Raw genomic sequence first — 18,497 nt, forward strand, 5'->3', positions numbered from 1 at the left:
AGGCGGACAGAGTTCACATTTTGTTTAAGATTTAACGAGTAGCGTCAGGACTTCATAATGCGCGGTATGCGGGAACATATCGAACAACTGGACGCGTTCAATGCGGTAGCCCGCCAGCGTCGCGATATCTTTTGCCATCGTCTGCGCGTTGCAGCTGGAATAGACGATGTAGTCCGGTGCCATCTGGCTCAGATAGTCGCACAGCGCTTTCCCGATGCCCCGGCGCGGCGGGTTCACCAGCACCAGTTCAGGCACATTGTCCTGCCCCGTCGCGAACTGCGTGGAGTCCAGCGCCTGGAAGTGCAGCCGGGTCAACCCAAGCTCTGCGGCAGACTGTCTGGCACAGGCAATCGCTTCGGCGGAGATCTCAATCCCGGTAAGCTGCATGTCTGGCGTGGCGCAGTGCAGACCGAAGCCACCTACCCCGCAGAACAGATCCCACATATGATGGATATTTAACGCCCGCACCCAGTCACGGGCGGTGGCATAAAGCGCACTCGCGACGGTCGGGTTGGTCTGGAAGAAGCTTTGCGGACGGATCCACAGCGGTACATCGTTGAACGTTTCTGCCAGCGCATACTGTTCGGTGAAGAAGATCTCCCGCTCCCCTTCCATGATAGCCATATGCACCGGCTGAATATTCGCGGTGATAACGGTTAACTGCGGAAGCTGTTGCTGAAGCCATGGCAACGCCGCGCGAAGCTGCTCCACCTTGGCTTCTGAGCGCAGAACAAAGCGCAGCATCATGCTGCCGTCTACCTGGCTTTCGGTAAGAAGAAGGTATTTGAGCTCGCCGCGCTTGCGGGCAACGTTATAGGGCGTTAACCCGGCACGGGCAATAAACGGTTTGAGCGCAGCAAAGACCGGCGCAAACGAGGCGGGATAAAGCGGACAGTCGGTTAAATCTTCAGGCGTACCCTCACGATGCAACATGCCCAGCAGCGGTTTTTCAACGCTGCCGCTCACCACCATTTTGGCTTTATTACGAAAGCCCTGCTCCGGCCCGCTGACGGGTGCGCACCATTCCCCCACGGCATGGTCTGCCAGCAGGTGTTGCAGGTCGGCCATTTTGGCGGTGAGTTGCTGAGAAACCGGCTGTTCTATCCACTGACAGGAGCGGCAGCGACCGGCGTCATAGAGTGCGCACTGCATATCAAAACCTTAAGAATCACGAGGGCTGCGATTATACACATTATTGCAGCTGGAAGAACCGCCGACTGGAAGCAGGCACGAACAGGAAGAACAGCACCAGCATATCCGGGAGTTTTTGCAAAAACAGCGCGTGCAAAATCTCGCGTTTTGATCCACCCGCAATGCTGAACAGTTCCGGATAGCCATACCCCAGCGAGGCGGCCCACAGATAGCTCGCCGCCGTAATTTGCGTCAGCAAATAGACCCAGCGCGCCCAGTTGCGTCCTCTGACCAGCGAAAATGCGCAGTAAATCTCGATAAACACCAGTACCAGGCTGCTCAAAAAGACCAGCGTCAGGTTCCACGTCTGTACGCTGCGGTGAATGAATTCAGCCATACCGCGCACACCCAGGGTGTTAAGGATCATCAGCACATCAAGACAGCGGATCATAATAATAGCGAGCGCCGCCACCTGCACCAGTGCAGGAACGTTTGGACGAGCGTGCGTAAGACGTGATTTTTTTAATAATCCCAATGTTTTACTTCCCTGAAAAACAGTGCCGCGTCATGCGCGGCACATCACTGGAAATTTTAAATCCTTCAGCCGCGTCTTGCACGCTGGATATCACGCACACGTTGTTTTTCCGCGCGCGCCATCAAATACCAGGCGATAAATCCGACAATTCCGACCACCCCGAGGATAATCGAGGCCAGGGCGTTAATCTCCGGATTGACCCCCATGCGTACACTGGAGAAGACCAGCATAGGCAGCGTCGTGGCGCCCGGTCCTGAGACAAAGCTGGCGATAACCAGATCGTCGAGCGACAGCGTAAACGCCAGCAGCCAGCCGGAGATCACCGCCGGCATAATCATCGGCAGCGTGATGATGAAGAAGACCTTCAGCGGCGTCGCACCGAGATCCATCGCCGCCTCTTCAATGGAGCGGTCCAGCTCGCGCAAACGCGAAGAGATAACCACCGCCACGTACGCGGTACAGAAGGTGACGTGCGCCAGCCAGATAGTGAGCATGCCGCGATCTGCCGGCCAGCCAATGGCATGCGCCAGGGCCACGAACAGCAGCAGCAGCGCCAGACCGGTGATAACGTCTGGCATAACCAGCGGCGCGGTGATCATAAAGGCAAAGCCGTTCGACCCCCGAAAACGCCCGAAGCGCACCATGACCAGCGCGGCAATGGTCCCCAGCACGGAGGCCATCGTGGCCGCCAGCGCGGCGATGGTCAGGCTCAGCCCCACCGCGCTCATCATCGCGTCATCATGGAACAATTCGCCGTACCAGCGCGTCGACCAGCCGGCCCATACCGTTACCAGTTTGGAGCTGTTGAACGAGTAGATCACCAGCATCAACATGGGTGCATACAGGAAAGTAAAGCCAATCACCAGGATGGCAATTCGCCACGGGGAGCGCACTACCGGTAAGTTGTTCATCCGTGGTCTCCCATCTGTTTCTGCTGATGTTTGTGGAACCACATGATCGGTACGATCAGCAGGAGCAACATCACGATCGCCACCGCAGACGCCACAGGCCAGTCGCGGTTATTAAAGAACTCCTGCCACAGCACACGCCCAATCATGATGCTGTCCGGGCCACCGAGCAGTTCCGGGATCACAAACTCCCCTACCGCCGGGATAAAGACCAGCATCGACCCGGCAATAATGCCGCCCCGGGTCAACGGAACGATAACGCTGAAGAAGGTTTTAAGCGGACGGGCACCAAGGTCAAGCGATGCTTCCACTAGCGAATAATCGATACGCGTCAGCGCCGTATAAATTGGCAGCACCATAAACGGCAGATAGGCGTAAACAATCCCGATATAGACCGCGAGATTGGTATGCAGGATTGTCAGGGGCTGATCGATAACCCCAAGCCACATCAGGACGTTATTCAGCACGCCGTTGTTTTTCAGGATCCCCATCCACGCGTAGACGCGGATCAGGAACGAGGTCCATGACGGCAGGATCACCAGCAACAGCAGAATGTTGCGCGTCGAGGATTTACTGTGCGCCACGGCCCATGCCAGCGGGTAACCCAGCAGCAGACAGCAGATCGTCGAGATCGCCGCCACCTGCAACGACTGCAGATAAGCTTCGAAATAGAGCGGATCTTCCGTCAACTGCAGGAAATTGCCGAGGTTAAGGGTCAGCGTCAGCTGTCCGTCAGCCCAGTCCAGCAGGTTGGTATAGGGCGGGATCGCCCGCGCCATTTCCGCCAGGCTTATCTTAAAAACAATCAGGAACGGCAGCAGGAACAGCAGGATCAGCCACACGTAAGGCATGGCAATCACCAGCTTGCGTCCGTGGTTCATCTGCATGCGCGCCAGCCAGTGCGCGAAGCCACCCGGTTTTTCAACGCGGGCTGGAGGTTCTAAGGTACTCATTGTCCGCTCCTTATACCGTCAGCACTACACAACTGTCCGCATCCCAGCACAGGCGCACTTCGTCGCCCCAGGTCGGCTGTCCCTTGCGATAACGATGTTCGTTCTGCAGCTGGGCGCTGAGCATCTGCCCGCTTTTCAGACGCACATGGTAGATGGAGAGGTCGCCCAGGTAAGCAATGTGCACCACTTCCCCGACGGCGAAGTTAAAGCCATCGGCCGGCGGATCTTCGCACAGCATGATCTTCTCCGGGCGGAGCGCGACATACACCGGCACGTTATCCACCACCGAGCTATCCGGATCGACCTTAAGCGGATGCTGCAGCCCCGGCGACTCGATTACCAGACCGTCATCCTCGCGCGATTTTAGCAGCCCTTCGAAAACGTTGACCGACCCGATGAACTCCGCGCTGTAGCGGGTGGTCGGATGCTCATAAATCTCTTCCGGCTCGCCAATCTGTACGAACTTACCGCGGTTCATGATCGCAATACGCCCGGCCATGGTCATCGCCTCTTCCTGGTCATGGGTAACCATCACGCAGGTCACCCCCACACGCTCAAGGATATCCACCACTTCCAGCTGCATACGGTCACGCAGTTTTTTATCCAGGGCGCCCATCGGCTCATCGAGGAGCAGCAGCTTTGGCCGTTTCGCCAGGCTTCTGGCCAGCGCCACGCGCTGACGCTGGCCACCAGAGAGCTGATGCGGTTTACGCTTCGCGAACTCCTGCATGTGCACCAGGCTGAGCATCTCTGCCACGCGGGCGGTGATTTCGGCTTTCGGCAGTTTGTCCTGCTTAAGACCAAAGGCGATATTCTGCTCCACCGTCATATGCGGGAAGAGCGCGTAAGACTGGAACATCATGTTTATCGGGCGCTGATACGGCGGCACGCGGGAAAGATCGACACCATCCAGCATGATTTGCCCGGCGGTAGGCTGTTCAAAACCGGCCAGCATACGCAGCAGGGTCGATTTACCGCAGCCAGATGCGCCCAGAAGGGCAAAAATTTCACCTTTGTAGATAGTCAGGCTGACGTCGTCCACGGCATGCTGACCATCGAAAGATTTGGTGAGGTTACGAATTTCAAGAAGCGGGGTCAGCGCTTTACGGACTTTCGCCTGCGGGCGGGGGATCGCGTCATTCACGGGGTGCTCTCCGGCAGAAATCAAAACTGGTGCAAACGCACCATCAGGGTGCGCATCGTCGGGCGGCGCTCACGCCAGCCCGACCGACGGGTTTAGCAGGCCCGGTGAGCGTTTTCGCCACCGGGCAACCGTACCGGACGCCGTTATTTACCGCTTTTCACTTTGGTCCACGCACGGGTACGCACGCGGTCAATTTTTGGATCCTGAACTTTCAGGGTGAACAGCTTGGCAAACACATCCGCCGGCGGATAGATAGCCGGGTTATTGCGGATCTCTTCGCTGACCAGCGGCACAGAGGCCTTATTGCCGTTAGCGTAATAGACGTGATCGCTGATATGCGCGATGACTTCCGGACGCATCAGGTAGTTAAGGAACTGGTAAGCTTCGTCTTTGTTTTTCGCGTCAGCCGGCATGGCGAAGACGTCGAAGAACGCCAGCGCGCCCTCTTTTGGAATGAAGTAGGAAACATTCACGCCGTTTTTGGCTTCTTTGGCGCGGTTAGCCGCCTGCCATACGTCCCCTGCCCAGCCAATCGCCACGCAGATGTCGCCGTTTGCCAGGTCGTTGATGTACTGCGAGGAGTGGAAGTAACGAATGTTCGGACGCAGCTTCAGCAGCAGATCGGTTGCCGGGCCGGTGTAATCATCGGCCTTGCTGCTGTTAGGATCTTTGCCCAGGTAGTTCAGCACGGTGGCGAAAATCTCTTCTGGCGCATCCAGGAAAGAGACGCCGCAGCTTTTCAGCTTCTCAAGGTTTTCCGGCTTCAGCACCACGTCCCAGCTGTCGAGTTTGACATCTTTACCCAGCACCGCTTTGACTTTATCGACGTTATAGCCAATACCGGTGGTCGCCCACAGATACGGCATCGCGTATTTGTTGTCCGGGTCATGCTTGGCGACCAGCTTAAGCACTTCCGGATCGAGGTTTTTCCAGTTCGGTAATTTGCTCTTATCGAGCGGCTGGAAAACACCTGCCGTCAGCTGACGCTCAAGGAAGCTTGCGGAAGGTACCACCAGGTCAAAACCGGTACTGCCCGCCATCAGTTTCCCTTCCAGCACTTCGTTGGAATCGAAAACGTCATAGACCACTTTAATGCCGGTCTCTTTTTCGAAATTAGCGACGGTATCCGGCGCGATATAGTCAGACCAGTTATAAACGTGCAGCGTTTTTTGTTCCGCAGCGAGCGTGCCGGCAGAGACGGCCATCAGAGCACCCGCAACCAGACCCGATAACCATTTTTTATTCAAGGCGATCATATCGTTATTCCTTCTGAAAGCTCGTTAACAAACGAACTAAAACTGTGCAATCTGAAGATATGCAATAATCATGCATAGTTTGTCGCTCTGCACGAAATAAAAAGAAACCTCTTTACCCGGCAGGATCCGCTCGCTTTTTTAAGCATCGCAAGAATAACTGTAGCCCGTGTCTCCGGCTATAGCCCAGACGAAAAAACGCCTTTTATCAATTTTTTATGCAGGTTATGTCTACGTGATAAGCCGAAATGGCGTTTGGGGAGGTGAAAAATTCTTTAAAGAAAGGTTAAAAGCAGCAGAAAAAATGGCGTTATGCAGCCGCTATGGCAGCGACTGCGCAAAAGTCAGACAGGCTTAGTGAAGAAAATTGGGAGATGCATCATTATTCTCTGCATCATCTTCCGTGCTATACAGCAGATGGTGCGCATTCGCTTCCATCATTACCATCGAAATTTGCTCTTCACTCAAGCGCATAAACCAGGAGAACTGCTTGAATGAGAGGCCGGCACCGGAGAATAAAGACTGGCAAACGACCAGTTTTGGCAGATTATCATCCTGTATATCGAGAAATGCTTTCACCGTCAAAGAACTGGCGTTGATGGCCGACAGGTCAGAGGCCAGTGCCAGCAGCGCAGACGGTTTCACTTCGGCCAGCGCAGAGAAGAGGATCACGTCGTTAATGAGATCGATTTTGGCATCGAAAATACCATCGAAATTTTGCATATGAGGCAAATGCAGCGCCTGGCAGGAATCACATTCAAAGAAAGTGATACCGGCATCATCGAGCCATTGACGTAACGTATCCAGTGTTGGAACGACCTGTAAATCCATCGCGGTGCAGCCTCTTTAATAAAAACTTCGCATAGAGTACGCAAAAAGTGCGCTGTAATCCATTTAACCGCCCGTTTTCAGACAGTAGCCCGGCGTTGCGTGGCGCTCGACCCATGAGATCATTTTACCCGCAATATCGACCCCGGTGGTTTTTTCCACCCCTTCCAGTCCCGGTGAGGCATTCACCTCCATCACCAGCGGCCCGCGCGTCGCCCGCAGTAAATCAACACCCGCTACATCCAGCCCCAGCGTTTGCGCCGCCTTCACGGCAATCTCACGCTCGCGATCGCTGATATCCGCGACTCTCGCCACGCCGCCACGGTGCAGATTAGAGCGGAAGTCGCCCTCTTTTGCCTGGCGTTCGATGGCCGCAACCACCTCGTTACCGACAACAAAACAGCGAATGTCGCGCCCTTTGGCTTCTTCAATGTACTCCTGCACCAGAATATGGGCATTCAGCCCACGAAAGGCGTCAATCACGCTTTCCGCCGCCTGCCGCGTTTCGGCCAGCACCACACCAATGCCCTGAGTGCCTTCCACCAGCTTGATCACTAACGGCGCGCCACCCACCATATCGATTAAATCGCTGGTGTCGTCCGGTGAATGTGCAATGCCGGTAACCGGAAGATCGATTCCCTGCCGGGCAAGCAGTTGCAGCGAACGGAGCTTATCGCGGGCGCGAGATATCGCAACGGATTCATTGAGCGGATAACTGCCCAGCATCTCAAACTGGCGCAACGCGGCCGTGCCGTAATAGGTTATCTGGGAGCCGATGCGGGGGATAACCGCATCAAAATGCGGGAGCTTGCGGCCTTTGTAATGAATCGATGAGGCAGCAGGATCAATGTTCATATAGCAGGACATCGGATCGAGGATCTCAACCTGATGCCCCCGTTTTGCCGCCGCTTCTCGCAGGCGTTTACATGAATAGAGCGTTCCATCCCGGGACAAAATGGCAATTTTCACCCTGCACCTCTCTAAAGACATGGAAAAAGCCTGCGTATCATACACGCAGGCAGGCGCAGGATGAATGGGCTATCGTGTCGCCCAGCCCTGTTTGTGCAGATAGTCGAGAATAAACGGGCGATTCTCTTTAATGATGGTGCGACGAATGTGGTCACTCCAGGTATCGCGACGGTTATTGCTGTCGCGCGTCATGTAGTAGTGCGCCAGCTCTTCATCGTATTGCGCCAGCACATCCTGATCGACAGGCTGGTAGTGGTTTTCATGCACCAGCATCGCCGCAGGCAGGCGCGGCTTGAGGTCCGGGTTATCCGCAGGCCAGCCAAGGCACAGGCCAAACAGGGGTAGAACATGTTTTGGCAGCTTCAGCAGTTCGGTAACGCTTTCGATATTGTTACGCAGCCCGCCGATGTATACGCCGCCCAGCCCCAGCGACTCCGCCGCCGTGAACGCGTTTTGCGCCATCAGCGCGGTGTCCACGACGCCCAGCAGCAGCTGTTCGGCAAGGCCAAGCTCGGCTTGCGGGCAGATCTGCAGGTGGCGGTTAAAATCAGCGCAGAACACCCAGAACTCGGCTGCCTGTGCCACATGCTTTTGTCCACCGGTGAGGGTCACCAGTTGTTCACGCATTGCCGGGTCGGTAATACGAATAATGGAGCTGCACTGCAGGAAGCTGGAGCTGGATGTCGCCCTTGCACTGTCAATAATGGCTTCACGCTGCGCCGGCGTTATCGGCTCGTCGGTGAAGTGGCGAATTGAACGATGGGAACGTAGCAGGTCTATGGTTGGCGTCATCTTGTCTCTCTTTGTCTTGCGTGAATCATATCGCAGCCAGTATAGGCAATGATGCGCGCGATGTAATTGGCGAAACATAGCTGAGAGGTATTATAACGACAGGCGAAACCTTCTTTAATGACGGCAGGTTATCGGGCACTATAGACCCATTCGCCGTCAGGCTTGTTTTCGAGGAGAGAGAAATGTTTGCAGTAATTTTTGGTCGTCCAGGGTGCCCTTACTGTGTGCGCGCGAAAGAGCTGGCTGAGAAACTGACCGAAGAGCGTGATGATTTTAACTTCCGTTATGTTGATATCCACGCGGAAGGGATCAGCAAAGCCGATCTGGAAAAAACCGTGGGTAAACCGGTTGAAACCGTACCGCAGATTTTCCTCGATCAGAAACACATCGGCGGTTGCACAGACTTTGAAGCATACGCTAAAGAACATCTGGGCCTGTTTGCCGCTCAGTAATGCTAAGACGCCCTCACCCTGAGGGCGTTTTTATTTGTGCTGTCTGCGCCGGGCCAACATGCTATGAACAAACAAAAAGCATAGCGCTCCCAGTGCGCACCAGAAGACGCCACTCAGCAACCACGCCAGCTCCTGCCAGAAACTTCGCGTAGAAATATACAGTGACCGCATCAGCAGCAGACACAGCGGCGCTGCAAGTATTGCGCCCAGTAACGGTTTCACCACTTCCCCCCGGCGGGAGAGAAAACTGGCAGCAGCCCCTGGCAGGGTGAAAAAGAGCAACCCCAGCTCCGGATGACCCGACGCCCTGAACGCCCCCTTCACATTAAAAGCGAGGGACATGCAAACGACAATGAACAGCAAAAAGCAGCTGATCACCCCCGCCCAGTTTCGTTTAATGTTCAAACTATCCTCCTGACTTATCTCTATCAAATACACTTTCGTCGGGTAGACGCCCAGTCAGATAAAGCAATGCGGCAATCCTTGCCAAAGTACACACAGGGTGAAGCGATAATAGGTGGCTGTCAGTAGCTAATACGATTAAACTAACCGCCAGCTAATGTTTTAGGGAATAAAGCTGGAAACAGGGAGCGTTAAAGCCTTTCCCTGACCCAGAAAACAGTAGCCCAAAAAGTCCTTTCATTCAACAACTTACTGGTAAACAAGAAGTTAGCCTCCGTGAATATAAACGTCGCAGACTTGTTAAATGGGAATTACATCCTGTTATTATTTGTGGTACTGGCGCTGGGCCTTTGCCTGGGTAAATTGCGCCTTGGTTCGGTTCAACTTGGTAATTCCATTGGCGTTTTAGTCGTCTCACTATTATTAGGCCAGCAGCATTTCAGCATTAACACGGACGCGCTCAACTTAGGTTTTATGCTGTTTATTTTTTGTGTTGGTGTGGAAGCCGGGCCCAACTTTTTTTCTATTTTCTTCCGCGACGGCAAAAATTATCTGATGCTGGCGCTGGTCATGGTCGGCAGCGCGCTGCTGATCGCCTTAGGGCTGGGTAAACTGTTTGGCTGGGATATCGGGCTAACGGCCGGTATGCTCGCCGGCTCGATGACCTCCACGCCGGTGCTGGTGGGTGCAGGCGATACCCTGCGCCACTCCGGCATGGCTGGTGCGCAACTCTCTACCGCGCTCGACCACCTGAGCCTGGGCTATGCCCTGACCTATCTGATTGGTCTGGTGAGCCTGATTGTGGGCGCCCGCTACCTGCCAAAACTGCAGCACCAGGATTTGCAGACCAGCGCTCAGCAAATTGCCCGCGAACGCGGTCTGGACACCGACAGCAAGCGTAAAGTCTATCTGCCCGTGATTCGCGCCTACCGCGTTGGGCCCGAGCTGGTTGCATGGGCGGACGGGAAAAACCTCCGCGAGCTGGGGATTTACCGCCAGACAGGCTGCTATATCGAACGTATTCGCCGTAACGGCATTCTGGCAAACCCGGACGGCGACGCCGTGCTGCAGATGGGCGATGACATTGCCCTGGTTGGTTACCCGGATGCCCACGCCCGCCTCGACCCGAGCTTCCGCAACGGTAAAGAGGTGTTTGACCGCGATCTGCTCGATATGCGTATCGTCACCGAAGAGATTGTGGTGAAAAACCATAACGCCGTCGGCCGTCGTCTGGCGCAGCTGAAGCTGACCGATCATGGTTGCTTCCTCAACCGCGTGATCCGCAGCCAGATTGAGATGCCAATTGACGACAACGTCGTGCTGAACAAAGGCGACGTTCTGCAGGTCAGCGGCGATGCGCGACGCGTGAAAACCGTTGCGGACCGCATCGGCTTTATCTCTATTCACAGCCAGGTCACCGACCTGCTGGCCTTCTGCGCCTTCTTTATCGTCGGCCTGATGATCGGGATGATCACCTTCCAGTTCAGCAACTTTAGCTTTGGCATCGGTAACGCTGCCGGGCTGCTGTTCGCCGGCATCATGCTGGGCTTCCTGCGAGCGAACCACCCGACCTTCGGCTACATTCCGCAGGGGGCGCTCAATATGGTGAAAGAGTTTGGTCTGATGGTCTTTATGGCGGGTGTCGGCTTAAGCGCCGGTAGCGGCATTGGCCACAGCCTGGGTGCTGTTGGCTGGCAGATGTTGGTTTCCGGACTTATCGTCAGCCTGGTACCGGTAGTGATTTGCTTCCTGTTCGGTGCTTATGTGCTTCGCATGAACCGCGCCCTGCTCTTCGGGGCAATGATGGGGGCCCGTACCTGCGCCCCGGCAATGGAAATTATCAGTGATACCGCACGCAGCAATATTCCTGCGCTGGGCTATGCGGGCACCTACGCTATCGCTAACGTACTGCTTACGCTGGCGGGTACGCTGATCATCATCATCTGGCCTGGACTCGGATAACTCTTAAGTTCTGCGCACGACGAAAAAATTTTCGTTACGCGCAGAACTTTTTTATCAGGGGGCAGTCATAACTATTGCCACTGCTTTTCTTTGATGTCCCCAATTTGTGGAGCCCATCAACCCCGCCGTTTTGGTTCAAGGTTGATGGGTTTTTTGTTGCCTGAAATTCCCCTCTTCAACATTCCGCCTTCCCTCTTTCCATCCAAACATATATGCTTAACCATATATATAACCAACCGCAGGAAAGCCGATGCTACATCCGGTCCAACTTTTCAAAGCCCTCTCCGACGAGACCCGCCTGTCCATCGTCATGCTTCTGCGCGAAGCCGGGGAACTGTGCGTCTGCGATCTCTGTTCCGCCACGGCTGAATCACAGCCCAAGGTATCGCGCCATATGGCACTGCTGCGTGAATCCGGGCTGGTGAGCGATCGCCGGGAGGGGAAATGGGTTTATTACCGTTTGTCCCCCACTATGCCGGCATGGGCTGCCACCGTGATTGACAACAGCTGGAACTGCTTGCGGGAAGAGACCCGCGCAAAGCTGAAAAACCGTCTTCGGGGCGCGTGTTAAAACACATTCATAAAAACAGATATAACGGAGTTCACGATGTTTCTGGCTGGGGCAATTTTTCTGTTTACACTGGTGCTGGTCATCTGGCAGCCCAGAGGGTTAAGTATCGGCTGGAGCGCCACGATGGGTGCTGTACTGGCGCTGGTCAGCGGCGTGATCCACATTAACGATATACCGGTGGTGTGGAATATTGTCTGGAACGCGACGGCCACGTTTATCGCCGTCATCATCATCAGCCTGCTGCTTGATGAGTCCGGATTTTTCGAGTGGGCGGCGCTGCACGTGGCCCGCTGGGGTAATGGCAAGGGCCGGTTGCTGTTTACGTATATCGTTCTGCTGGGTGCGGCCGTTGCGGCGCTTTTTGCCAACGACGGCGCGGCGCTTATCCTCACGCCCATCGTTATCGCCATGCTCCTGGCCCTCGGGTTCAGCAAGCAGGCCACGCTGGCGTTTGTCATGGCGGCTGGATTTATCGCCGACACTGCCAGCCTGCCGCTGATCGTTTCGAACCTGGTCAATATCGTATCGGCAGACTTCTTCTCGCTAGGGTTCAGCGAATACGCCTCGGTGATGATCCCCGTGGATCTGGCCGCGATTGCGGCCACGCTGGTGATGCTGCACCTGTTCTTTCGAAAGGACATTCCGCCGACATACGACCTGTCAAAACTCCGCGAGCCTTCCCGCGCGATTAACGATCTTCCAACCTTCAGAACGGGCTGGATTGTTCTGTTACTGCTCCTTGTCGGGTTCTTTGTACTTGAACCGATCGGCATTCCGGTCAGTGCTATCGCGACAGCAGGCGCGTTGATTTTGTTTGCCGTTGCAAAGCGCGGGCATGCCATTAATACGGGAAAAGTGCTTCGTGGCGCACCGTGGCAGATCGTTATCTTCTCGCTGGGGATGTACCTGGTGGTGTATGGCCTGCGCAATGCCGGGCTGACGGAGTATCTGTCAGGGGTACTCAATCTCCTCGCCGGACATGGCCTGTGGGCCACCACGCTCGGTACCGGGTTCATCACGGCGTTCCTGTCATCCATAATGAACAATATGCCGACCGTCCTGATTGGGGCACTCTCTGTCGATGGCAGCACGGCATCGGGTGTGATTAAAGACGCGATGATTTATGCCAACGTGATTGGCTGCGACCTGGGTCCGAAGATCACGCCTATCGGCAGCCTGGCCACCCTGCTCTGGCTCCATGTCCTGGCGCAGAAAAACATGACGATCACCTGGGGCTATTATTTCCGGACAGGCATCATCATGACGTTGCCGGTTCTGTTTGTGACGCTCGCCGCGCTGGCGTTACGTCTCTCCTTCACACTGTAATGAGTAACGGATATGAGCCATATCACCATTTACCACAATCCAGCCTGCGGCACCTCACGCAACACGCTGGAGATGATCCGCAACAGCGGCACTGAACCCGAAATTATTCTGTACCTTGAGAACCCACCGTCACGTGATGAACTGACCAGACTGATTGCTGAGATGGGGATTTCCGTGCGGGATTTGCTGCGCAAAAATGTCGAACCTTATGAACAGCTGGGCCTCGCCGGGGACCGGTTTACCGACGACCAGCTTATCGATTCTATGCTGCAGCATCCGATCCTGATTAACCGTCCGATCGTGGTGACGCCGCTGGGCACTCGCCTGTGCCGCCCTTCCGAAGTCGTACTCGATATCCTGCCTGATGCACAGAAAGGGGCGTTTACGAAAGAAGATGGCGAAGCGGTGGTGGACGCTAGCGGAAAAAAAATCTCCGGCAGCTAATCTGCTGATAGTGATGCCCTAAGTCTTGTCAGTCACATACCCTGCCCCTTGGCGGAGTTGCATCCGCCGTCACCCGACCCATAATTTGATGGACCGGTCTGGTGAGGGGATGCAGGTATGAGTCTCAAAAATAAAACCGCCGTTATCTTTGGTGGCAGCGGCGCTATTGGCAGCGCCGCTGCGTACGCGCTCGCCCGTGAAGGGGCAACGGTCTACCTCGCGGCACGCGATCAGGCCAGGCTGGAGCACGTCGCTAACCGCATTCACGCCGCTGGCGGGTCAGCCCGGCGGTTTGTTTTCGATGCTCTCAATGCCGACGCGACGCTCCCGGACGTTGCCGGGATTGATATCGTCGTGAATGCCACGGGTTTTATGCATGACCAGGGTAAACGCCTCGACGCATTAACGCTCAGTGAATTCAGACAGGGGTTCGACCCTTTTCTGGCCGCCTATTTCAACATCGCCAAAGCTGTCGCACCCCGTATGGGCGGTGAGCGTGCCGGAACGCTTATCACCGTCGTTGCGCCGGCTGCAAATATGGCGATGCCGGGACATCTCGGGCATATCGTTGGCTGCGCGGGAACGGAAGCGTTAACCCGTGCGCTCGCGGCGGAGCTGGGGGCAAAGAATATTCGCGTCCTGTGCGTGCGTTCGCATGCGATAGCCGACGCGGTTCAGGCCGGTTCCGGTGTGGGTGACCTGTTCGCCATCAAGGCGCAGGCGATGGGCATCACCGTGGAGCAGTTTCTGGAGGGCGCGGCACAGAGCACGATGCTGAATCGCCTGCCGACGCTGGAGCAGGTGGCAGACACCATCGCGTTTCTGGCGTCAGATGCAGCCGGTGCCATCACGGGAACAACGGTGAACATGACGGCCGGCGCCACCACAATCTAACGTCCACTCTCGCCCGCTATCCTGCCGACCATCGCCCGGATCTCCTCCCGGGTGAGCGGGGCTCTGTCGGTCACAAAGTGCAGCGTCATCCCTTCGATAAAGGCATCCAGCGCGCGGGTGGTCACCGGGTCGAACCACTGCTCAAGCGTGGTCTGGCTCATCTTCATCCAGTCCTGCATTACCGTTTTGAGCGCCGCACTGCGGTGCATAAAGGCATAGAGCTGGTACATCAGCGCCATATTCTGCGGCGTCGTGACCTGCGAACTGTGGATCAGCGTGGTGATGGATTCGCACGCCATTTCTGGCCCGGTCACGCCGGCGAAGAAATCCCGATACTGCTGCGACATCTGCCGGGTAAACCACGTAAAGGCCTCTTCCAGCAGCGACTCCATACCGTCAAAATAGTAGGTCATCGACCCCAGCGGCACGCCCGCGCAGGTGGCAATTTTCCGGTGCGTCACGGCATGAATACCGTGCTCTGCAATGGTGTCCAGGGTCGCCTGCAGGATCTTCTCCCGGCGTTGAGGATCGTTCGGTGCTCTGCTCATAAATTCCCCACGTGGTTTGTGTACAAATGTACACAAACTTGCTAGTGTTGTCGCTATTGTTGTACTTCCGGTGCTGACTTCAATGACTCTGACCTCCCCCCGTAGAACCCTGCAGCTGCGTATGTGGGCGCTGTTTATGTTCTTCTTTATTCCCGGTCTGCTGATGGCCTCATGGGCCACGCGTACCCCGGCCATTCGCGATATTTTATCCGTCTCAACGGCCGAGATGGGCATCGTGCTATTTGGCCTGTCGATAGGCTCCATGAGCGGTATTCTCTGCTCCGCGTGGCTTGTCAAACGCTTCGGTACACGGGCGGTCATCCGCACCACCATGTGCTGTGCCGTGTTCGGGATGCTGGTGCTGAGCGTGGCGCTGTGGTTTGCCTCGCCGGTGCTGTTTGCCCTTGGGCTGACGGTGTTTGGCGGCAGCTTCGGTGCCGCTGAAGTGGCCATTAACGTTGAAGGGGCAACGGTTGAACGGGAGATGAATAAAACCGTACTGCCGATGATGCATGGCTTTTACAGCCTTGGCACGCTGGCCGGTGCGGGTGTGGGGATGGCGCTGACGGCCTCGGGCGTCGCCGCGAACCTGCATATTCTGCTGGCCGCACTGGTATGTATTATCCCCATTCTGACCGGTATCCGGGCGATCCCTGATGGCACCGGCAAGAACACCTCTGACGAACACGCCACCGCGGAAAAAGGGCTGCCGTTTTACCGCGACATTCAGCTGATGCTGATCGGCGTGGTGGTGCTGGCGATGGCCTTTGCGGAAGGGTCCGCTAACGACTGGCTGCCGCTGCTGATGGTTGACGGCCACGGTTTTAGCCCAACCTCCGGCTCCCTGATCTACGCCGGTTTCACCCTCGGGATGACCGTCGGGCGCTTTACCGGTGGCTGGTTTATTGACCGCTACAGCCGCGTGGCGGTGGTGCGTGCCAGCGCCCTGCTGGGCGGGCTGGGGATTGCGATGATCATCTTTGTGGACGTGGACTGGATTGCCGGTGTGTCGGTGATCCTCTGGGGTCTGGGGGCTTCGCTTGGCTTCCCGCTCACCATTTCAGCCGCCAGCGACACTGGTCCGGATGCACCGACCCGCGTCAGCGTGGTGGCCACCACGGGCTACCTCGCTTTCCTGGTGGGGCCACCGCTGCTCGGCTTCCTCGGTGAGCACTACGGGCTGCGCAGCGCCATGCTGGTGGTGTTAGGGTTAGTGATCATCGCAGCGCTGGTAGCGCGCGCGGTCGCGAAGCCGGAAACGGAACAAACGACACTGGAGAAGGGATATGAGCGTTAAACTGATCGCCGTCGACATGGATGGCACATTTCTGAGCGATGCCAAGACCTATAACCGCCCGCGTTTTCTGGCGCAATATGCACGAATGAAAGCGCAAGGCATTCGCTTTGCGGTTGCCAGCGGCAACCAGTACTACCAGCTGATTTCCTTTTTCCCGGAGATTGCCCATGAAATTGCGTTTGTCGCGGAAAATGGCGGCTGGGTGGTCAGCGCCGGGGAAGATGTCTTTAACGGTGAACTGTCGAAGACGCACTTCGACACCGTTGCCGCCGTGTTAAACGATGTGCCGGGCATTGAGATTATCGCCTGCGGAAAAAGCAGCGCCTATACGCTGAAGCACTATGACGACGGCTTTAAGGATATCGCGGCAAAGTACTACCACCGTCTCGAAATGGTGAGTGATTTCGGCAACCTGAACGATATTTTCTTCAAATTCGGGCTTAACGTCTCTGACGACGACATCCCGCGTATTCAGGCGATGCTGCACGAAAAGCTGAACGACATTATGGTGCCCGTCACGACCGGCCACGGCAGTATCGACCTCATCATCCCCGGGGTGCATAAAGCCAACGGTCTGCGAATACTGCAAAAGCGCTGGGGCATTGATGACAGCGAAGTGGTGGCTTTTGGCGATAGCGGGAACGACGTAGAAATGTTGCGCCAGTCAGGGTTCAGCTTTGCGATGGCAAACGCCAGGCCGCATATTAAGGCGGTGGCGCGCTTTGAAGCCCCGCACAATAACGACGAAGGCGTGCTGGATGTAATTGATAAAGTGTTGAACGGCGAAGCGCCGTTTTATTAACGCCACCATGGCCCTCTCCCGCCGGGAGAGGGTAAACGGCTTACGGCTGTAAAGCATTCCCGACGCGTTTATCCTTCAGGAACACCACGATAAGCCCAACCCACAGCACGCCGTTAGCCAGATTAAACAGGCTGAACAGACCGTTGCCGCCAAATGCGTAGGCGTGTTTGCTCACCTCGATTCCAACGGTGAAAATCAGCATTTGCAACATGCCCATCGCCGCTGACACCGTGCCTTTGCTCATCTCGCTGGCAAACAGGGTCAGGCGCACCAGCCCGGCATTCGCCACACCGATACCGAACGCGTAAACGCTTAATCCTGCGGTCATCCACAGATACGCATGGGACGACACCACTGTCGCGACCGCCGCCAGAACCAGCCCGGCAGCGATGGGCCAGCCGCCCATAATAATCAAGGCACGCACCGTACGACGGGATGTGAGACGCGCCAGCACCAGGTTACCGATAATCAGCGCGCCAAAAATCGGCACCTGCAGCAGGCCATACTCATAGCTGCTGAGCTGCTCGCCGCTGATGATAATGACCGGCGACTGGGCAATCCACGCCAGCAGAGGCAGGCTAACAAACCCCGTCGCCAGCGCGCCCGCCACAAAGCGGCCGTTCTTCAGCACTTCTTTGTAATCCCGGCCCAGCTCTTTTAGCGACAGTTTCTCACCCAGACGGGTAGCGGTTTCCGGCATCGCGCGGTGCAGGCCAAAGAAAGCGACGGCGGCCAGCACGGAAAACAGCACGAACATCCCTTCCCACGGCGCAACGTGTACCCAGGCAGCGCCCACCAGCGGCCCCAGCAAGGGCGCGATCAGCGCCACGTTCGCCATCAGCGCGGTAATCTTGATACACACCGCTTCCTCAAACGACTCCTGGATGGCGGCATACCCGACGGCACCGATAAAGCAGAGGCTCACCCCCTGCAGGAAGCGCAGCAGGGTAAATTGCTCAATATTTTGCGCCAGCAGCGTGGCGAGGCAGGTCACGATAAACCACACCACGCCCGTCAGCATCACCGGACGACGGCCAATACGATCCGACAGCGGCCCTAACAGCCACTGCAAAAACATGCCGCCAGCCAGATAGGCGGTCATGGAGGTCGGTACCCATTCGATCCCTGCGTTGTACTGTTCAACAACGGCCAGCATGCCGGGCTGGATCATATCGTTGCCGATGTAAGTAGAGAATTCGTAGAGCACCAGACATAAGGGGAAAAGCAACGCCTGACGACCCAGACGTGAACCAGAAGAAGAACGGTTTAACATGCAATCTCTTTAT

At 56.1% G+C, this 18,497-nt stretch carries 20 protein-coding genes; 8 read left to right on the forward strand and 12 right to left on the reverse strand.

Annotated elements, in window-relative coordinates; translation table 11 throughout:
• Positions 1-24: 24 nt before the first annotated feature.
• The 9 genes from rlmC to nfsA form a co-directional block, all read right to left on the reverse strand.
• Complete coding sequence (gene rlmC / locus HV157_RS06075; protein WP_182268389.1) at positions 25-1,152, reverse strand: 23S rRNA (uracil(747)-C(5))-methyltransferase RlmC; 1,128 nt, start codon at positions 1,150-1,152, stop codon at positions 25-27.
• A gap of 40 nt (positions 1,153-1,192) precedes the next feature.
• On the reverse strand, positions 1,193-1,666 hold the full coding sequence (locus tag HV157_RS06080; protein ID WP_014169315.1) for a YbjO family protein: 474 nt from the start codon (positions 1,664-1,666) through the stop codon (positions 1,193-1,195).
• Between the two features lie 65 nt (positions 1,667-1,731).
• Positions 1,732-2,577 carry a putrescine ABC transporter permease PotI gene (gene potI, locus HV157_RS06085; RefSeq protein ID WP_020884869.1) on the reverse strand — a complete coding sequence of 282 codons (846 nt, stop codon included), beginning with the start codon at positions 2,575-2,577 and terminating at the stop codon, positions 1,732-1,734.
• Entirely contained in the window at positions 2,574-3,527 is a 954-nt protein-coding gene (potH, locus tag HV157_RS06090) for a putrescine ABC transporter permease PotH (RefSeq protein WP_025204595.1), read from the reverse strand. The genes potI and potH overlap by 4 nt, the downstream gene beginning before the upstream one ends.
• Before the next feature lie 10 nt (positions 3,528-3,537).
• Entirely contained in the window at positions 3,538-4,671 is a 1,134-nt protein-coding gene (gene potG, locus HV157_RS06095) for a putrescine ABC transporter ATP-binding subunit PotG (RefSeq protein ID WP_020884870.1), read from the reverse strand.
• A gap of 143 nt (positions 4,672-4,814) precedes the next feature.
• A complete protein-coding gene (gene potF, locus HV157_RS06100) occupies positions 4,815-5,927 on the reverse strand; it encodes a spermidine/putrescine ABC transporter substrate-binding protein PotF (protein WP_014169310.1) in 1,113 nt (370 codons plus the stop codon).
• Positions 5,928-6,278: 351 nt separating this feature from the next.
• Positions 6,279-6,755, reverse strand: coding sequence for a YbjN domain-containing protein (locus HV157_RS06105; RefSeq protein ID WP_020884871.1), 477 nt, complete (start codon positions 6,753-6,755; stop codon positions 6,279-6,281).
• 63 nt (positions 6,756-6,818) lie between these two features.
• Complete coding sequence (gene rimK / locus HV157_RS06110; RefSeq protein WP_020884872.1) at positions 6,819-7,721, reverse strand: 30S ribosomal protein S6--L-glutamate ligase; 903 nt, start codon at positions 7,719-7,721, stop codon at positions 6,819-6,821.
• Positions 7,722-7,790: 69 nt separating this feature from the next.
• The gene (gene nfsA, locus HV157_RS06115; RefSeq protein ID WP_025204598.1) at positions 7,791-8,513 is read right to left on the reverse strand and encodes a nitroreductase NfsA; all 723 of its coding nucleotides are present in this window, start codon (positions 8,511-8,513) and stop codon (positions 7,791-7,793) included.
• 182 nt (positions 8,514-8,695) lie between these two features.
• Here nfsA and HV157_RS06120 point away from each other — a divergent pair, with 182 nt between their 5' ends.
• Positions 8,696-8,965, forward strand: a complete 270-nt coding sequence (locus HV157_RS06120; protein ID WP_014169305.1) for a GrxA family glutaredoxin — start codon at positions 8,696-8,698, stop codon at positions 8,963-8,965.
• Positions 8,966-8,995: 30 nt separating this feature from the next.
• Here HV157_RS06120 and HV157_RS06125 read toward each other — a convergent pair whose 3' ends face one another.
• A complete protein-coding gene (locus HV157_RS06125; protein ID WP_020884874.1) occupies positions 8,996-9,370 on the reverse strand; it encodes an inner membrane protein YbjM in 375 nt (124 codons plus the stop codon).
• A gap of 273 nt (positions 9,371-9,643) precedes the next feature.
• Between HV157_RS06125 and HV157_RS06130 the strand changes: the two genes are divergently transcribed.
• The 5 genes from HV157_RS06130 to HV157_RS06150 all read left to right on the forward strand — a co-directional run bounded on the left by HV157_RS06130 (position 9,644) and on the right by HV157_RS06150 (position 14,564).
• Entirely contained in the window at positions 9,644-11,329 is a 1,686-nt protein-coding gene (locus HV157_RS06130; RefSeq protein WP_014169303.1) for an aspartate:alanine antiporter, read from the forward strand.
• 250 nt (positions 11,330-11,579) lie between these two features.
• Positions 11,580-11,900: a metalloregulator ArsR/SmtB family transcription factor gene (locus HV157_RS06135; protein WP_182268388.1), complete on the forward strand. Its 321-nt coding sequence runs from the start codon at positions 11,580-11,582 to the stop codon at positions 11,898-11,900.
• Between the two features lie 36 nt (positions 11,901-11,936).
• Positions 11,937-13,226 (forward strand): arsenic transporter, encoded by a 1,290-nt coding sequence (locus HV157_RS06140; protein ID WP_182268387.1) that lies wholly within the window; start codon positions 11,937-11,939, stop codon positions 13,224-13,226.
• Positions 13,227-13,238: 12 nt separating this feature from the next.
• The gene (arsC, locus tag HV157_RS06145) at positions 13,239-13,670 is read left to right on the forward strand and encodes a glutaredoxin-dependent arsenate reductase (protein ID WP_025204600.1); all 432 of its coding nucleotides are present in this window, start codon (positions 13,239-13,241) and stop codon (positions 13,668-13,670) included.
• A 117-nt stretch (positions 13,671-13,787) separates the two neighbouring features.
• Positions 13,788-14,564 (forward strand): SDR family oxidoreductase, encoded by a 777-nt coding sequence (locus tag HV157_RS06150; protein WP_182268386.1) that lies wholly within the window; start codon positions 13,788-13,790, stop codon positions 14,562-14,564.
• On the opposite strand, the gene HV157_RS06155 is transcribed toward HV157_RS06150, so the two are convergent.
• Positions 14,561-15,112, reverse strand: coding sequence for a TetR family transcriptional regulator (locus tag HV157_RS06155; RefSeq protein WP_020884879.1), 552 nt, complete (start codon positions 15,110-15,112; stop codon positions 14,561-14,563). The genes HV157_RS06150 and HV157_RS06155 overlap by 4 nt on opposite strands.
• Before the next feature lie 82 nt (positions 15,113-15,194).
• On the opposite strand from HV157_RS06155, the gene HV157_RS06160 reads away from it, so the two are divergent.
• Positions 15,195-16,409, forward strand: a complete 1,215-nt coding sequence (locus HV157_RS06160) for an MFS transporter (protein WP_025204602.1) — start codon at positions 15,195-15,197, stop codon at positions 16,407-16,409.
• Positions 16,399-17,211, forward strand: a complete 813-nt coding sequence (locus HV157_RS06165; protein ID WP_047355698.1) for a Cof-type HAD-IIB family hydrolase — start codon at positions 16,399-16,401, stop codon at positions 17,209-17,211. Before HV157_RS06160 ends, HV157_RS06165 begins: the two co-directional genes overlap by 11 nt.
• A 40-nt stretch (positions 17,212-17,251) precedes the next feature.
• Here the strand turns inward: HV157_RS06165 and HV157_RS06170 are convergent, their stop codons facing one another.
• On the reverse strand, positions 17,252-18,484 hold the full coding sequence (locus HV157_RS06170; RefSeq protein WP_059305489.1) for an MFS transporter: 1,233 nt from the start codon (positions 18,482-18,484) through the stop codon (positions 17,252-17,254).
• Positions 18,485-18,497 lie beyond the last annotated feature (13 nt).

This window comes from Enterobacter sp. RHBSTW-00318 (genome assembly GCF_014101375.1).
Taxonomy (GTDB): Bacteria; Pseudomonadota; Gammaproteobacteria; order Enterobacterales; family Enterobacteriaceae; genus Enterobacter; species Enterobacter ludwigii.